The 16,586-nt window shown below is 61.5% G+C and carries 15 protein-coding genes and 1 pseudogene; 7 read left to right on the forward strand and 9 right to left on the reverse strand.

Annotation, left to right across the window (positions count from 1 at the left end; genetic code table 11):
• The first annotated feature begins 6 nt into the window (after positions 1–6).
• From AB4O40_RS20715 to AB4O40_RS20725, 3 genes are all read left to right on the forward strand, one after another.
• Positions 7–477, forward strand: coding sequence for a prepilin peptidase (locus tag AB4O40_RS20715; RefSeq protein WP_056725252.1), 471 nt, complete (start codon positions 7–9; stop codon positions 475–477).
• Between the two features lie 114 nt (positions 478–591).
• Positions 592–1,365 carry a response regulator transcription factor gene (locus tag AB4O40_RS20720; RefSeq protein ID WP_460053523.1) on the forward strand — a complete coding sequence of 258 codons (774 nt, stop codon included), beginning with the start codon at positions 592–594 and terminating at the stop codon, positions 1,363–1,365.
• A 782-nt stretch (positions 1,366–2,147) separates the two neighbouring features.
• Positions 2,148–2,408 carry a DUF6124 family protein gene (locus AB4O40_RS20725; RefSeq protein WP_056725249.1) on the forward strand — a complete coding sequence of 87 codons (261 nt, stop codon included), beginning with the start codon at positions 2,148–2,150 and terminating at the stop codon, positions 2,406–2,408.
• Here the strand turns inward: AB4O40_RS20725 and AB4O40_RS20730 are convergent.
• The 5 genes from AB4O40_RS20730 to cpaB form a co-directional block, all read right to left on the reverse strand.
• Positions 2,405–3,295: a type II secretion system F family protein gene (locus tag AB4O40_RS20730; protein WP_056725246.1), complete on the reverse strand. Its 891-nt coding sequence runs from the start codon at positions 3,293–3,295 to the stop codon at positions 2,405–2,407. The genes AB4O40_RS20725 and AB4O40_RS20730 overlap by 4 nt on opposite strands.
• A 2-nt stretch (positions 3,296–3,297) precedes the next feature.
• The gene (locus AB4O40_RS20735; protein WP_460053521.1) at positions 3,298–4,182 is read right to left on the reverse strand and encodes a type II secretion system F family protein; all 885 of its coding nucleotides are present in this window, start codon (positions 4,180–4,182) and stop codon (positions 3,298–3,300) included.
• Positions 4,183–4,191: 9 nt separating this feature from the next.
• Positions 4,192–5,472, reverse strand: coding sequence for a CpaF family protein (locus AB4O40_RS20740; RefSeq protein WP_056725242.1), 1,281 nt, complete (start codon positions 5,470–5,472; stop codon positions 4,192–4,194).
• The gene (locus AB4O40_RS20745) at positions 5,469–6,659 is read right to left on the reverse strand and encodes an AAA family ATPase (protein WP_056725241.1); all 1,191 of its coding nucleotides are present in this window, start codon (positions 6,657–6,659) and stop codon (positions 5,469–5,471) included. The genes AB4O40_RS20740 and AB4O40_RS20745 overlap by 4 nt, the downstream gene beginning before the upstream one ends.
• 119 nt (positions 6,660–6,778) lie before the next feature.
• Complete coding sequence (gene cpaB, locus AB4O40_RS20750; RefSeq protein WP_460160109.1) at positions 6,779–7,726, reverse strand: Flp pilus assembly protein CpaB; 948 nt, start codon at positions 7,724–7,726, stop codon at positions 6,779–6,781.
• Positions 7,727–8,048: 322 nt separating this feature from the next.
• Between cpaB and AB4O40_RS20755 the strand changes: the two genes are divergently transcribed.
• Together AB4O40_RS20755 and AB4O40_RS20760 are read left to right on the forward strand one after the other, a co-directional pair.
• Positions 8,049–8,258: a Flp family type IVb pilin gene (locus AB4O40_RS20755; RefSeq protein WP_056725239.1), complete on the forward strand. Its 210-nt coding sequence runs from the start codon at positions 8,049–8,051 to the stop codon at positions 8,256–8,258.
• Between the two features lie 67 nt (positions 8,259–8,325).
• Positions 8,326–8,739, forward strand: coding sequence for a response regulator (locus tag AB4O40_RS20760; protein ID WP_056725238.1), 414 nt, complete (start codon positions 8,326–8,328; stop codon positions 8,737–8,739).
• Positions 8,740–9,337: 598 nt separating this feature from the next.
• Here AB4O40_RS20760 and AB4O40_RS20765 read toward each other — a convergent pair.
• A complete protein-coding gene (locus AB4O40_RS20765) occupies positions 9,338–10,192 on the reverse strand; it encodes a MaoC family dehydratase (protein WP_460053518.1) in 855 nt (284 codons plus the stop codon).
• A gap of 2 nt (positions 10,193–10,194) precedes the next feature.
• Positions 10,195–11,547: a 3-oxoacyl-ACP reductase gene (locus tag AB4O40_RS20770; protein ID WP_460053517.1), complete on the reverse strand. Its 1,353-nt coding sequence runs from the start codon at positions 11,545–11,547 to the stop codon at positions 10,195–10,197.
• Positions 11,548–11,763: 216 nt separating this feature from the next.
• On the opposite strand from AB4O40_RS20770, the gene AB4O40_RS20775 reads away from it, so the two are divergent.
• Positions 11,764–13,041, forward strand: coding sequence for an acetyl-CoA C-acetyltransferase (locus tag AB4O40_RS20775; protein ID WP_056725235.1), 1,278 nt, complete (start codon positions 11,764–11,766; stop codon positions 13,039–13,041).
• Between the two features lie 139 nt (positions 13,042–13,180).
• Here the strand turns inward: AB4O40_RS20775 and AB4O40_RS20780 are convergent, their stop codons facing one another.
• Positions 13,181–13,948 carry a methyl-accepting chemotaxis protein gene (locus AB4O40_RS20780; RefSeq protein WP_409078614.1) on the reverse strand — a complete coding sequence of 256 codons (768 nt, stop codon included), beginning with the start codon at positions 13,946–13,948 and terminating at the stop codon, positions 13,181–13,183.
• 138 nt (positions 13,949–14,086) lie between these two features.
• Positions 14,087–15,229, reverse strand: a pseudogene (locus AB4O40_RS20785) (cache domain-containing protein); the annotation flags it as partial.
• 343 nt (positions 15,230–15,572) lie between these two features.
• Between AB4O40_RS20785 and AB4O40_RS20790 the strand changes: the two are divergent.
• The gene (locus tag AB4O40_RS20790; protein ID WP_056725232.1) at positions 15,573–16,466 is read left to right on the forward strand and encodes a PA4780 family RIO1-like protein kinase; all 894 of its coding nucleotides are present in this window, start codon (positions 15,573–15,575) and stop codon (positions 16,464–16,466) included.
• Positions 16,467–16,586 lie beyond the last annotated feature (120 nt).

Raw genomic sequence — 16,586 nt, forward strand, 5'->3', positions numbered from 1 at the left:
TACCGAATGCAGAGCTTTGTCCTACTGATCTGGCTGGCGCTGTGCGCCGCACAGGATGCCCGGCAACGGCACATCGCCAACGGCCTCACCCTGGGCGGCGGTGCCCTGGCCCTGGCATGGTTGCTGTGGAGCGGCACGACCTGGCTGGGTGCCGAGGCACAACAGGGTGGCTGGGCCTTTTTGTTGGCCCTGGGCTTCACGCTACCGGGCTATGCCATGAAGCGAATGGGTGGCGCCGACGTGAAACTCATGGCCGCCCTGGCTCTTGCGACGGACGGTATGCACGTGCTCGGCACGTTTATTGGCGCCGGATTGGCCAGCGTTTTCTGGCTGCTGCTGGCGCCAAGAGTCTGGCTTCATATGGGTCAAGGGCTTAGAACCCATCTTTTTTACATGGCACCTGAACTGTCAAGGAAGCAGCCATTTGCACCCTTCGTGCTGGTGGGGCTGATTCTGACATTTGCCTGGTTCCGCTAGCCGACCCTTTTGTGTACATAGCCGCAAACTACGTCTACTTTTCAGACAGAAGTTGTACAGCCGCTGGCTGTCGCTGAGGGACGGGTCAACCTTTGACCTGACAGGGAGTTACTCGTGAGCAAGTTTACTTCGGCAGTAAAAGTCCTTGTGGTCGACGATGCGCCATTGATCGTTGAAGAGCTTTGCGAGTTTCTGGAGGGCAAAGGTTACCGTTGTGTTCCCTGCGAATCGGGCTATCAGGCGATCGAGCGTTTCAACGAAGACCTCGATATCGGCCTGGTGCTACTGGACCTTCACATGCCCGGCATGGACGGTATTGAGCTGATGCAGGAGTTGCAGCGGCTATCGGGCAAGCACCGGGCGTTCGAGGCGATCATGCTCACCGGGTGTGCCGACAAGCAGGATGTGATCAAGGCCCTGCGCGCTGGCGTTGCCGACTATTACCAGAAGCCGATCGATCTGGATGAGTTGTTCGAGGGTATGCAGCGGCAGGAAGTGGCCTTGCAGGAGAGGCACAAGAACCTGCAGTTGGGGCATTTGAATCAGAAGCTGCAGTATCTGTCCGAGTCGATCGATGATCTGTACCAGGATCTGGACAAGGTTCGGCGTGGGCCGCATGCGGCTGACGCGGGTGTCGCTGATGGTGATGTGGTGGAGGTTCCGGCGATGTTCAATCAGCTGTCACCGCGGCAACTGGACGTGGCGCGGTTGGTGGGCAAGGGGCAGACCAATTATCAGATTGCCTGTGAGTTGGGGATTACCGAGAACACGGTGAAGTTGTATGTGTCGCAGGTGTTGCGGTTGACGCATATGCATAATCGGACGCAGTTGGCGTTGGCCTTGTCGCCCAGTGGGACCGTGGGGCGGCAGCGGGTTACGGCGCACTGAGGCTTGGCGGCCTCTGGGCCGACCATGCTGGTGGTTTAGGTTGAGTACATATCCGTTGCTGCGGTAACGGCTGCTTATGGTTCCGCTCTTACAGCGGGTCACTTTTGGCAAACGCCCCAAAAGTAACCAAAAGGTCTCGCCCCTTACGTACGGCCCCTCGCTTAGGCTCGGCGTTCCTTCGCTGCGGTATTCATCCGGGGGCATTGCCCTCCGGTCGGCTTCGCTTCGACCTACATGCAATGAGTTCGACTGCGTCGAACGGCGCTACGCGCCAATCCCCGGATAAACACCTCCGCTCAGCCTTCCGAGGGGGCGGGTGGATCAAGATCAAGAGCTGCAGGCGAGCTAACGCTCGGCCTGATGAGTGGTGAAGAGCGACGCGGTGTACGCCGACCTGTCTTTGCCTTTCTGTGGGAGCGGGCTTGCCCGCGATGACGTCCTTTCAGCCAACACATTCCTGTGTAGTTTTCCTCAAACCCCTGGGAAATCTCCGACACGCTTTTCAGGTTGTCCGTCGGAAGCGCGATCTCTAGCCTTTGTCGGTCGCTGCAAAATCAGTGACCGGGCTGTCGCGGCCTTTTAGTCTACTTGGTGCATAATCCACCGGCTCAAACCGGAGCGCTTCGGTGCTTGTCGTTTGATGTAATGGTGGCTGTGCGCGGGATACCTTCGGGTATGCCGGGTTTCCAAGTAGCTCGGTCCGCGACCCCGCGTACAGCTGCCACCCTTGATTGCTGTCGCGGCGATCAGTGGCAGCTCCATCTCATACTTGGAGCTTCACCATGATCAAACCCACCCCAAATCCCCCAAAACCTGTCACCCACAAGCCAGGCACGATGTTTGTCATCGCCCCGAATATCGACACCGAAACCCTGCTGGCCCACGCCTGTGAGTCACTGGCGTCGGCGAGTGTGATGGCGAGTGATTTCGCTGGGTTTCTGCAGGGCTCGCAGCGCAATACGATGCTGGGGATTGCGCAGGTGATCATGCTGGGTGAGCTGGCGGTGAATCGGGCGCTGGATAATCTCGATCCGCAGGATTAGTGCCCAAAGGACCTGGCCAGGGCCGTGAAGCCCGGGCCGGCCAGGACGATCAATAACGCCGGGAAGAGAAACAGCATCATCACCACGGACATTTTGGCGGACATTTTGGAGATGTATTCCTGCAGGCGCGTCAGGCGTCGGTCGTCGAGCAACTGTTTGAGCGCCAGCAGGGATTTCATCGCGCCGCCACCCTGATGGATCAATTGTTGAAGGATCACGCAGGTGTCGGTGAACTCGTCTACCGCAAGCAAGCGGGTGGTCTTGTTCAACTCTTCGCCCAGTTCCAGGCCGGAGTCGACGCGGGTCAGAATCAGGCGCAGTTCATGGGTCAGGACGGGCAGCAACTGCCTGCCCTCCTGGCTCAGCACACGCAGGGATTGCTCCACCGCCATGCCGGATTCGAACAGGGTGCGCAGCAGTGCAATGAAGGTCGAGGTTTCGGTGGCCAGTTGTTTTTGCCGACGCTGTGCGGCGGCGGCCAGCCAGCGCTTGGGCAACAGATAGCCGGCGCTGGTGGCGAGCATCGGGGCGATCCAGTGGTTCTCCACATTCGGGAAGAACAGCCCCTGGATCAGCAGGCACAAGGACAGCGCCAACATCGGCACACCCACCTGCAAGGCGGCGAACAGCGAGCGTTGGCGTACGCTGCGCCAGCCCAGGCGGTTGAGCAGGGCCTGGGTTTCGTTGTCCATTTTGACCGACTGCTGCCCCAGCCGACTGGCACCCAGGGCATGCAGCAGTTGGGTGAGGTGGCTATCACCGGGCGCCTTGCCATCCAGGCGCTGGGCCACTTGGCGTGCCCGTCGGCTTTGGTCCAGCAAGGCGCTGAGCAACAACAGCGCAGCCCCGAAAAGCAGCAGTGCGCTCACCAGCAAGAGCATCGTCATATTCATAGGCTACGCAACATGCGCCAAAGCGCCAGGCAACCGAATACCTGAAATCCGAAGGCACTCGCCAGCATGATTTGCCCCGAGCTGTCGTGCCACATGGAAAGCAGGTAGGTTGGATTGGTGAGTAGAAAGTAGCCAGCGACCGAGACCGGCAGCAGGGCCAGGACCACGGCAGTGATGCGGGTTTCGCCGGTCATGGCCTTCAACTGGCGAGCCGCTTGCTCGCGCTCGCGGATCATCTTGATCAGGTTTTCCAACAGCTCACTGGCATTGCCGCCGTAGCGGTGGTTGACCTTCAAGCCGAGTGCGAGCAGGCGTAGTTCGTCTTTTTCGTACAGTTCGGCGAAGTCCGAAGCGGCGTCTGCCAGGCTGACCCCCAGTTGCACATTGCGTTGAATCCGGCCCATGGCATTTTTCAGCGGGTCTTCGGCCGCATCGATGGCGCCGAGCACGGCATCGGCCAGGGTTCGCCCGGACTTCAGGCTGCGTACGGCATGGTCGAGCAGCATCGGCAGTTGGTCGATCATGCGACTGAGGCGACGCTGATAACGCCAGCTGACGAATAGTCGTAGCACCACCGGAGGCACCAGCAGCGCCAGTAGCGCGCCGATCCAGCCACCCAGGGCAATCCCCAGCAGCACCCCGAGTATCCAGAACACCAGCCATTGGCCCAGGCGTTCGGTGGGGCGTCCGAGACCGGCACGCAGGAACGCCCGCTCAAGGCCCGCCCATGATGACTTCTGCACGGCCCGAAGCGGTTGTCCCTGGTTCAGGCGTCCCAGAATCCGTTCGTTGCCGGTCTGGCGCAAGCCGCTATAGAGCAGGCGCAGCGCCAGGCCGAGAAAGATCAGGCAAACGAGGATGAGCAGCGCCGGTTTGAGCATGCCGTGACCTCAGTACGCCGAGGGAGACAGCGCCGAGTCCCGGCGCAATTTGTCGCCAGCCGGGTTCACGGCTTCACGCAGGAAACCAAATCCGGTGTGGCGGTCGAAACGGAACAGTGTGTTGGTGACATACACGTCGTCGCGCACACCAACGACTTCCACCACTTCACTGACGCAGCGGCGACCGTCGGGCAGGCGCGTGAGTTGGATGACCACGTCGAGCGCCGCGCAGATCATTTGTCGCAGGGTGCGTTCGGCGATGCTGCGGCCGGTCAAGCCCACCAGGGTTTCCAGGCGCAGCAGTGCATCCTGGGCGTTGTTGGCGTGTACGGTACTCATCGAACCGTCGTGGCCGGTGTTCATCGCGGTCAGCACATCGACCACTTCGACGCCGCGAATCTCACCGAGGATGATCCGGTCCGGGCGCATCCGCAGGGCGTTGCGAATCAGGTCGCTGGCTTTCACCTCGCCATGGCCTTCGGCATTCGGTGGACGGGTTTCCAGGCGCACGACGTGAGGGTGGCCCAGTTGCAGTTCGGCGACGTCTTCGATGGTGACCAGTCGTTCGTGGGGGTTGATCAACTGGCTGAGAATGTTCAGCAGCGTGGTCTTGCCGGTGCCGGTGCCGCCGCTGATCAGGATGTTGCAGCGCTTGCCCACGGCTTCATGAATGAATTCGAAGATCCCGTGATCGATGGTTTGCATCGCGATCAGGTCGGAGCTTTTGAGCATGTCCTGGCGGAACTTTCGGATCGACAGGCACGGGCCATCGAGGGCAATCGGCGGAATGATGGCGTTGACCCTGCTGCCGTCCGGCAGGCGCGCGTCGACCATGGGCGAGGACTCATCGAGACGTCTACCCAGGGGCGCGAGAATCCGTTGCATGACACGTTCGACGTGGTGCGAATCGATAAAGCGCAGGTCACTCAAGTGCAGCAAGCCTTCGCGTTCGACAAATACCCGGTGCGGCCCGTTGACCAGAATCTCGGTCACCGTCGGGTCGCGCAGCAGTACTTCCAGAGGGCCGAAACCGGTGAGTTCGTCGACGATCTCTTCGGCCAGGCGCTCCATTTCATAGCGGGAAATCGCCAGGTGCAAACGCGCGATGTACTCGGCCACCTTGTCGATCACGAACTGCGACAGCGCCTGGCGCGAACCCTCCAGCAGGTTTTTCCCCGACTCTTCGATGGCGTCGATGATGTAGCGGTGCAGCACCAGTTTCAGGCCTTCGTGGTCGGTGTTGCCGATTGCGCCGCGATGGGGGGAACCGAAGAGTTTTTCACTGCTCATTGTGCGCCCCTCAAGCGGTTGAACCAGCCGGTCTTGGGTTTGGCCAGGCCTTCGGAATGCTTGGCCAGGCGCTCGCCGAGGGCGCGCAGGCCCTGGGTGAGGCCCTCGCGTGGGGCCAGTTCGAACAGGGTCAGGCCCTGGTTCTTGGCGTTGAGCCGCACTTCCGGGCTGTAGGCGAGGGTGGCGATGATCTCCAGGCCGAACGTCTTGCCCAGGGTGTCGGAGTCCGGTGCGACGCTACGCAGGTAGCGGTCCACGAGCAGTTTGGCGTGATCGAGCTTCATGCCTTTTTCGCGCCACAAGTTGAGCACCGTGAGGTTGCGGCGGCAGTCGAGCACGTTCTGGTCGGTGTACCACAGCAGTTTGTCGCAATGGCTGACGAAGGTGCGCAGCGCCTCACTGTCGGGTTGACCGGTGAGGTTTACCACGATGTGCTGGAAGTGTTGGCGCAGGGCGCTGAGCAACATGTACAGCTCAGCGGCGCTGGTGTGTTCCAGCGGTTCATCGCCACTGGCGTAGGCGAGGATGCGCAGCCCGGCTTCGCAACTGGTGAAGGCGCTGTCGATCAGTGTCGCGTCCAGGCGTCGCAAGTGGCGCAATGCATCGCCGAAATGAAACGAGCTTTCAAGGCCCAGCAGCGCCAGGCTATCGCCCCGGGGTAATCCAAGGTCCAGCAGCAGCGTGTGCTGACCGCTTTTTTGCACCACTTGCGCCATGTGTGTGGCCAGCAACGCGCCGTCGGCGCTGCTCTGCACGCCATACAGCACGGTCAGGCGGCCAAGGTGCGTGTTCGGCGCGACAGCGGGCAGGCGTTTGCTCAGGCGTCGCACCAGCCCCGCGACTTCACTTGAGCGTGAACCATAGGCCACGAAGTCCCTGGCCCCGGCACGCATCGCATTGAGTACAAGCTGGTTGTCCATGCCGTCGCCCAGCGCGACGATCGCCAGCATCGGTTTGGCTTCCAGTGCGCTTTCGATCAACGCGCTTTGGGTGACCACGTGGTCGCGGTCCAGGCCGATGAACACCAGGCTGGCGCAGGTCACGTCCACCAGTGCCAACAGTTCGTCGAGGCTGCCGCCACCGGCGCTGACCACCTGGCCCAAGGGCGCAAGGGCACCTTGCAGCCATTCCAGGTCGGTGCTGTTGCGCGTGATCGCGAGGAAGGTTTGACTCAGGTTCTGGCTCATTGCGGTAACTCGCTACGTGATACCGCACTCGCCGGCAGGCCGCCGAGCAAATTGGCCCGGATCAAGCCGTTGAACAATGGCGTAAAAGGTCTGCGCATGGAAAGGCATCCTTGCTCGACTCAGGGTGTTTGTTGGGTGATCTCGTTACCGCGAATGACTTCCACGCTCTGCTTGCGCGGCGCGGCGCCAGAGCTGGTGGTGACAGGTTTGGGTGGCCCGGTCATGGCCAACTGGCTGAATTGCAACAACTCGCGGTTGGCATTGGCCAGGTTGGCGGCAGAGCCGCTGTCGCCGGCCCAGTAGCGCGCCAGGCGTTTTTCATCGGCGCTACGCACGGCCAGGCGCAGCACGCCGGCCTGGGTCGCGAGCATCAGGCGGCTCACCAGTTGTTCAGGAACGGCGAGCAACACGGTCCGCGCCGCGGCGCGGGATTGATCCTGTTTGAGTTTTTCATCGGCGTTGCGCGCCGGGCTGGAAGGCTGGCCGTCGTTGGTCAACCCCAATTGCTCGCCGACCCCGAGCACCCGCAAGGCCGGCACCACGAGTTGAGCCGTTGGCTGAGGATTGAGGGTGTCCATGCGCAGGAACAGCAGCACATCGACATAGTCCCCCGGCGTCAGTTGCCCGGCGACTATGACCACTTCGTCTGTGGCGACCGCGAGGGCGCGCTCATTGGGGCGGATCATCCGCGACAGCTTGCTGCCGGCTTCGAAGCTTTCGTCGTTGAGCCAGCTGCCGGCGGTGAGGGCGCGCCAGGGGGTACGGCCAATCGCCTGGTCGAGGCTGGTCAGGCTGCCGACCGGGGCGGTGTGCAACTGTTCCAGGACGACATCGGCGGGGGTGACCGGGGTATATGGCGCGACATCGTTGACCAGCACGACCACCGGATGGCGGGTCGGGTCATTTGCCGACAGAGGTGCCTGTGGGATGGCCAGCGGTGCATTGGCGGTGGATTGGGCAACGGCCTCGGGGGCCGGTTGGCGACTCAATGAGAGTCCCCAGTAGCCGGTAATGATGGCGCCGACCAGAAACAGTCCGGCGAGGCCCAGAGTGACACGGCTGTTCATGAAGGCTCTCCCTTTCCTGCTGCGCAAACCTCGTCAAGTCCAACGAGACAACTTCGCAATCAGGCAGCTATGAACATGGAACTATTTCGCTATTTGACCGTAGCGCAGGTAGAGCAAAATGCCATTAGTGCGGGGAAAATATCTAACGGAAGTGCAAAGTTGCGATAAAACGACCTGTTTTTGACGTCAACGAAACGGTTAATGCTTTCGTATTAATGCGTATTTACAGTTGTTGGGCCTGGGAATGCCGACAATGCTGGTGCTGGCACTGGGGAATCATGTTGCGTCCGTGCAACACCCGTCGTCGTCCAGGAGAAATGCCATGTCTTTTTCCACGCTTGTTTTGAAGGTCGCTGCCGAAATCGCATATTACAAAGGCTTGATCAAGGATACCGAGGGGGCTTCAGGTATTGAGTACGCGGTTATCGCTGCCATGGTCGCGGTGGTTATCGCCGGGCTCAGTTCGGGCGTTGGGGATGATATTAGGACGGTGTTCGGCAATATCAGGACTGCACTGGTCCCTAGTTCCTGATTAAGGCATCGGAAATGCTGAAATCGGGTACTAACATCAGCGCTTCGTCCATTGCAGGTGTTACCTCATGAACACTCACGCACAGCCACGCCAACAGTTGCTTCTGGTGGATGACGAAGAGGACGCATTGCTTGAGTTGGCTGAGTTGCTGGAGGGTGAGGGGTTCAACTGCTTTACGGCCACTTCGGTCAAGCTCGCGCTGCAGCATCTGACCCGGCATCCCGATATCGCTTTGGTGATCACCGATTTGCGCATGCCGGAGGAGAGCGGCATGTCGTTGATCAAGCGCTTGCGCGAGCATACGTCGCGCCAGCATTTGCCGGTGATTGTGATGTCGGGGCATGCGGGCATGGATGATGTCAGTGACATGTTGCGCTTGCAGGTGCTGGATCTTTTTCGCAAGCCGATTTATCACGTGCGGTTGTTGGAGACGCTCAATAATCTGTTTCCTCAGCCGCAGGTTTATCTGGTCAAGCGTTGACTTGGCGGCCTCTGGGCCGACCATGTTGGTGGTTTGGGTTGAGTACATATCCATTTCTGCGGTAACGGCGGCTGGCGGTTTCGCCCTTACGGCGACTCACTTTTTTACAAGCGCCTAAAAAAGTAAGCAAAAAACGCTCGCCCCTTACGTACGGCCCCTCGCTTAGGCTCGGCGTTCCTTCGCTGCGGTATTCATCCGGGGGCATTGCCCTCCGGTCGGCTTCGCTTCGACCTACATGCAATGAGTTCGACTGCGTCGAACGGCGCTGCGCGCCAATCCCCGGATGAACACCTCCGCTCAGCCTCCCGAGGGGGCGGGTGGATCAAGATCAAGAGCTGCAGGCGAGCTAACGCTCGGCCTGATGAGTGGTGAGAAGCGGCGCGGTGTGGGCTGCTCTGCCTTTGCTCTTCTGTGGGAGCGGCGGTGTGGCGATCCGACTTGCCCGCGAAGACTGCCTGCCGGCCGACCTGACCCTGGTGGATGTACCTTGAACCTATGGGAGCGGGCTTGCCCGCGAAGGCGGCCTGAAAGCCGACCTGATTATCTGAGTGTACGCAGCCCATCAGGAGCACGCTTCCTCACCATAAATATCAGCCGTTCAGGCCACCGGTCGCCAATGCCCGACCATATGCTCCAGCTCCCCGAGACCCACCAATTGAAAGTCCCCACTCGGCCCCGGCGCACTGGCCAGCAACGTCACTTCACTGGGTAACCGTACCGGCTTCTTGAACTGCACTTCGATCTCGACATTCGCCACAGGCAGATGCCCGGCCAGCGCAGCCAGGGTGCGCGCCTTGTTCCACAGGCCATGGGCGATGGCGGTCGGGAAGCCGAAGAGTCGGGCGCTGGCCGCGCTCAGGTGAATCGGGTTGTAGTCGCCGGACACCTTGGCGTATTGCCGGCCGATGTCCGAGGGCGCTTTCCAGTGCTCGACTTCGCTCAGGGCCAGGCTCGGTACCAGGCTCTCTTCGAGCGGTTCGCCCTCGAGTTTGACGCCGCGACAGAGCATCCGGCTTTCTGCTTCCCACAGCGGGCCCAACTGATCGTCGAGTGTGGTCAGCAAATCGAACGTTGCGCCTTTGGCGTGGGGTAGCAGGTTCTGCACTTGCACGCTGACGCGCACTCGACTCACCCCGCCCATGGGGCGCAGTACACGAATGCGGTTGCTCAGGTGAATCAGACCCAACAGCGGGAACGGGAAGTCCCTGGCTGTGAGCAGTTGCATCTGCAAGGCAAACCCGAGGATGTGCGGGTAGGTCGGCGGCAGCAGGCCGTTGTCGGCGAAACCACAGACCTTGCGGTAGGCCGCCAGGCGCTTGGGATCGACTTCGACCCAGCAACGCAACCCCGAATCGGGCAGGTGGCTGCCAGTGATTTTGCGCCGTGTCGCCGCTCGTGCGTACAACCCCGGCAGGCCGGGTTCGCGGTTGAGTGTGTGCCAGTCGGTGATCATCCTTAAGCTCCCAGAACGCTTTGCCCACATACGCGCAATGCTTGCCCGGTGAACGCGCCGGTGCCCGGTTGCGCGAGCCAGGCCACGGCCTCGGCGACGTCCTGCGGCAGGCCGCCCTGGCCCAGCGAACTCATGCGCCGTCCGGCTTCGCGCAGGCCGAAGGGAATGTGTGCGGTCATCTGCGTTTCGATGAACCCCGGCGCCACGGCGTTGATGCTGATGCCGCGCTCTTGGAGCAGCGGCGCCCAGGCTTGTGCCATACCGATCAACCCGGCCTTGCTCGCCGCGTAATTGGTTTGCCCGCGATTGCCGGCGATGCCGCTGATGGACGCCAGCAGGATCACCCGGCCGTTGTCGTGCAGGGTGCCGCTGTCGAGCAGGGCTTTGGTCAGCACTTGCGGCGCATTGAGGTTGACCGCCAGCACCGCGTCCCAGAATTCCGGGGTCATGTTGGCCAGGGTTTTATCCCGGGTGATGCCGGCGTTGTGCACCACGATGTCGAGGCCATCGGGCAATTGTTCGATCAACTGCGCGGTGGCGTCTTCGGCGCAGATGTCGAGGGTGATGCTGCGCCCGCCGAGGCGCGCGGCGAGCGCTTCGAGATCGGTTTTGGCCGCAGGCACGTCAAGCAGGGTGACGTCGGCACCATCACGGGCCAGGGTTTCGGCGATGGCGGCACCGATACCGCGTGCTGCGCCGGTAACCAGAGCCTTGCGCCCGGCGAGCGGGCGTGTCCAGTCGGTGACTGGCGTCGCGCACGGATTCAAGCGAATGACCTGCCCGGACACGAAGGCGCTTTTCGGCGAGAGGAAAAACCGCAGCGGGCCTTCCAGCTGCGCCTCGGCACCTTCGCCGACGTAGATCAATTGCAGGGTGGCACCGCTGCGTAATTCCTTGGCCAGGGAACGGCCGAAACCTTCCAGGGCACGCTGTGCACTGGCGGCGAACGGGTCGCGCAGGGTTTGCGGGTCACGCCCGAGAATCACCAGGTGCGCACAGTGTTCGAGGTTCTTCATCAGCGGCTGGAAAAACTCGCGCAGTTGCTTGAGCTGATCGGTGTGCAGCAGGTCACTGGCGTCGAATACCACGGCCTTGAGTTTCGGTCCGTGGCCGGGAATCCAGGCCGTGGCCATCGAAGGCTCGGTGCCGTAGCTGTAGATCGCGTCGGTCAGGCGGTTGGCGAAGGCGTTGACGTGTTCGGTCAACGGCCCGCCGCCGATCAGCAGTGCGCCTTCCACAGGTCGCAACCGGCCCGCTTGCCAGCGCTCAAGCCTGGTCGGCGTCGGCAACCCCAGGGCGCCGACCAGGCGGTGGCCGATGGACGAATTGGCGAAGTCGATATAGCGGTCAGACATGGAACGCGCTCCGAAAGCTGGGGATCAAAGTGTGGACCACGAATGGCGATCAGTCGTTCGATCCACGAGATAAGGCCTACGCTTGGTCATTGTAGGAGCTGCCGAAGGCTGCGATCTGTTGATCTTGATTACAAAAAAGCCAAGTCAAAAGATCGCAGCCTTCGGCAGCTCCTACAGGGGGAGTTTCAATTTTGGCAATTTCATCAGGAGCTTTTCATGACCCAACTGCGCCGCGTCGCGATCATCGGCGGTAACCGGATTCCCTTCGCCCGCTCCAATGGCCCCTACGCCACGGCCAGTAACCAGGTGATGCTCACCGCCGCCCTCGAAGGCCTGATCGAGCGTTACAACCTGCACGGCCAGCGCATCGGCGAGGTGGTCGCCGGGGCGGTGCTCAAATTGTCGCGGGACATGAACCTCACACGTGAGTGCGTACTGGGTTCGCGACTGTCGCCCGCCACCCCGGCCTATGACATCCAGCAGGCGTGCGGCACCGGGTTGGAGGCCGCGCTGCTGGTGGCGAACAAGATTGCCCTGGGGCAGATCGACTGTGGCATTGCCGGTGGCGTGGACACTACCTCGGATGCGCCGATCAGCGTCAGCGAAGGCCTGCGCAAAATACTTCTGCAAGCCAACCGCGCGAAAACCACCGGCGACAAACTGAAAACCTTCCTGCAGTTGCGTCCCAAGCATCTGGTTCCCGAGTTCCCGCGCAACGGCGAGCCGCGTACCGGGTTGTCCATGGGACAGCATTGCGAGTTGATGGCGCAGACCTGGGACATCCCGCGCGAAGCACAGGATCAATTAGCGTTCGAGAGCCATCAGAAACTGGCCGCGTCCTACGCCGAGGGCTGGCACAACGACCTGATGACACCCTTCCTGGGCCTGACCCGCGACAACAACCTGCGCCCGGACTCCACGCTGGAAAAGCTCGCCGCGCTCAAGCCGGCCTACGAGAAAAGCGCCAAGGGCACCCTGACCGCCGGCAACTCCACGCCACTGACCGATGGTGCGTCACTGGTGCTGTTGGGCAGCGAGGAATGGGCCAAGGCACGCGGCTTACCGATCCTGGCCTACTGGCGTGACGGCGAGGCGGCGGCGGTGGATTTCGTCAACGGCGCCGAGGGCTTGTTGATGGCACCGGTCTACGCCGTGCCCCGGTTGCTGGCGCGCAATGGCCTGACCTTGCAGGACTTCGACTACTACGAAATCCACGAAGCCTTCGCCGCGCAAGTGCTGTGCACCTTGAAGGCCTGGGAAGATCCCGAGTACTGCAAAACCCGTCTCGGGCTCGATGCGGCGCTGGGCTCGATCGACCGCAGCAAGCTCAACGTCAAGGGCAGTTCATTGGCGGCGGGGCATCCGTTTGCCGCTACGGGCGGGCGCATCGTCGCCAACCTGGCGAAGTTGCTGGATGTGGCGGGCAAGGGGCGGGGACTGATTTCGATCTGCGCGGCGGGCGGGCAGGGCGTGACCGCCATCATCGAACGCTGAACACAGAACAACTGTGGGAGCGAGCTTGCTCGCGATGGCGGTGTGTCAGTCAACAAAGATGTTGAAACTGGTGGCCTCATCGTCGGAACGCCGCCCGGAGCACGCTCGCTCCCACAGGGTTTGGGGGTATGGCGACTAATTAGGTCCGGAACCTGCGCACCAACCCGTCCAGCTCACTGGACAACCCGGCCAGGCTCTGGGAGTCCAGGCGCGCCGAGTTGGCCAGTTCCGCCACCAATTGCGCATCGCCATGGATCTGGCTGATGTGCCGGTTGATGTCTTCGGCCACTTGATGCTGTTGTTCCGCCGCCGTGGCGATCTGGGTGTTCATGTCGCGGATCACGTCCACCGACTCGCGGATCTGTCCGAAGCTGTTGCGTGCCTCGCCGATGCGGGTCACCGATTGCTGGGACACTTCCAGGCTGGCGTGCATCTGATGGGCCACCTGGCTGGTGCGTTTGGCCAGATTGCCCAGCAGTCCGTCGATTTCCGCCGTGGAGTCGGCGGTGCGCTTGGCCAAGGCCCGCACTTCGTCGGCCACCACGGCAAAGCCGCGTCCCTGTTCACCGGCACGGGCCGCTTCGATCGCGGCGTTCAGCGCCAGCAGGTTGGTCTGTTCGGCGATCGAGCGGATGGTCCCCAGGATCGACTGAATGTCGTTGCTGTCGCGTTCGAGCTGTTGCATCGACTGGGCCGACTGTTCGATTTCCTGGCTCAGGCGATCCACGCTGTTCACCGCCGCGTCGATCTGCTGCTGACCTTCGCGCGCCTGGCGCTGGCCACTGTCGGCAGACTCCGCGGCCTGGCTGCAAGAGCGCGCGACTTCGTTGGCGGTGGCGACCATTTCGTGGAACGCCGTGGAGACCATGTCCACCGCTTCACGCTGGCGCCCGGCGGCTTCGGCCATGTCGCTGGAGACCTGGGTCGAACTCTTGGACGTGGCGAGGATCTTGCCCGCCGCGCCGCCGATGTTCTGGATCAGGTTGCGAATCGCGGTCAGGAACTGGTTGAACCAGTTGGCCAGTTGCGCGGTTTCATCGTTGCCACGGATTTGCAGGTTCTGGGTCAGGTCGCCTTCGCCCTGGGCGATGCCTTCCAGGCCGCTGGCCACGCTGCGGATCGGGCGCACGATGAGGCTGGCGAAACTGGCGCCGACGACAGCGAAGATGACAGCCAGGACGGCGGCGATGATGGCGATCAACCAGGTCAACTGGGTCGCGGAGCTCATCACGTCGTCCTGTTTGATCAGGCCGATGAAGGTCCAGCCCAGTTGCTCCGATGGCCAGACGTTGGCCATGTAGTGCTCGCCGTTCAGCTCCACTTCCACCAGGCCCTTGCCGGCCTTGGCCAGTTGCGCGTAGCCGTCGCCAAGGCTGTTCAGCGGTTTGAAGTTGTGTTCCGGTTGTTTCGGGTCCACCAGGACCATGCCGGTGTTTTCCAGCAGCATCAGGTAGCCGGTTTCACCGAGCTTGATCTGCTTGACGATTTCGGTGAGCTGCTTGAGCGTCACGTCGATGCTGACCACGCCACCGTTGGTGCCCAGTTTGTTGTCGATGGTGCGCACGGTGCTGACGTAGGTCGCGTCGTCCTGGGCCCAGTAGTAAGCCTCGGTGCGGAACGGCTTGCCCGGTTTGGCCTGGGCGGCCTTGTACCAGGGGCGCTGGCGCGGGTCGTAGTTATTGAGCTTCGGATCATCCGGCCACGACACATAGCCGCCCGCCGCGGTGCCGAGGATGGCATAGGCATAGGCCGGGTGGCTGTTGCCCAGGTCCTGGAGCAGGGCGAAGACTTTTTTGTCCGCCTCGCCCTGGGGGACGCTCTCGGCGTTGGCGGCCATGTAAGTCTTGAGGCTGTCGTCGGAGTTGCGGATCAGCGGTTGCTTGGCCAGGTAATCGACGTTCTGGCTGATGCCGTCAAAGAACAATTGCATGGCGTTGCTGACCTGACGAATCTCGCGGGCACTGCCGTCGACGAATTCGTCCCTGGCATCACTGCGCAGGTTCAGCACAACGAGGGTGGCGACCAGCACCACGGGCAGGCAGGCGATGATTGCAAACGCCCAGGTCAACTTCTGTTTGATGTTCATCCGCGCTCCAGATTTTCTTGTCGGCCCACGCAGTGCAGATGACTCGCGGTTTATTGGCAGCCGTAAACGTTCTTGGTCAACCCGGATCCTTGAGTGCGGCATCGCTATTGTTGGGGGAGCGATTGTCGGACAAATCACTTTGTCACTTAGGGCTTCGGCCGTTGTCGGAGGAAATTGAGGTCTGTTGGGAAAAATCCTACGGAAGGCATGAGTTGTGTTGTCAGCTTCTGTCGCAATTGCCCTCAATGCCCCTGCACAACAAGTGACGCAGGCTCGGCTATGATCTGGAACGACCCATGGCGGTCGTCGGTTTTACCTGATGAAATCGGTACATTGTGTGCATCTGCAATGTTCATAAGTCGGCAACCCCTCCCCCCGTGAGTGGATTGCCGTATAACGAATGACTTTCGCGTGTTTGGTAATAAAGGACCCACAATAAAAGCTGATGAAGACTCCAAAACGCATTGAACCCCTGATCGAGGACGGTCTGGTCGACGAGGTGCTGCGCCCACTCATGAGTGGTAAAGAAGCAGCTGTTTATGTGGTGCGCTGCGGCAACGAGTTGCGTTGCGCGAAGGTCTACAAGGAGGCGAATAAACGCAGTTTCCGTCAGGCGGCCGAGTACCAGGAAGGCCGCAAGGTGCGCAACAGCCGTCAGGCCCGTGCGATGGCCAAGGGCTCCAAGTTTGGCCGCAAGGAAACCGAGGACGCCTGGCAGAACGCCGAAGTGGCGGCGCTGTTCCGTCTGGCCAATGCCGGTGTGCGGGTGCCCAAGCCGTTCGACTTTCTCGAAGGCGTGCTGCTCATGGAGCTGGTGGCCGACGAGTATGGTGATGCCGCGCCGCGTCTGAACGATGTGGTGCTGGAGCCGGATCAGGCCCGCGAATATCACGCGTATCTGATTTCCCAGATCGTGCTGATGCTGTGTACCGGTCTGGTGCACGGCGACCTGTCCGAGTTCAACGTGCTGCTGACGCCGACTGGCCCGGTGATCATCGACCTGCCGCAGGCGGTTGACGCGGCGGGCAACAACCACGCGTTCAGCATGCTGGAGCGGGATGTGGGCAACATGGCGTCCTACTTCGGGCGGTTTGCGCCGGAGTTGAAGAAGACCAGGTACGCCAAGGAAATGTGGGCCTTGTACGAGGCCGGCACCTTGCACCCGGCCAGTGTCCTGACCGGCGAGTTCGCCGAAACGCAAGAGCTGGCCGACGTGGGTGGCATCATGCGCGAGATCGAGGCCGCGCGCCTGGATGAAGAGCGCAAGCAAGCCGTACGCGCGGCGGACGATGCTCCGCCGGGCAAGACCGAAGAACCGCCTCCGCCATGGATGCAGTGATCGGTTAAAGAAAAACCCGGCTTCGGCCGGGTTTTTTGTGCCCAACTGGCAATCCCTTGTAGGAGCTGCCGAAGGCTGCGATCTTTTGATCCAGATTTTTTAAGATCAAAAGATCGCAGC

Source organism: Pseudomonas sp. S2_F07 (genome assembly GCF_054668325.1).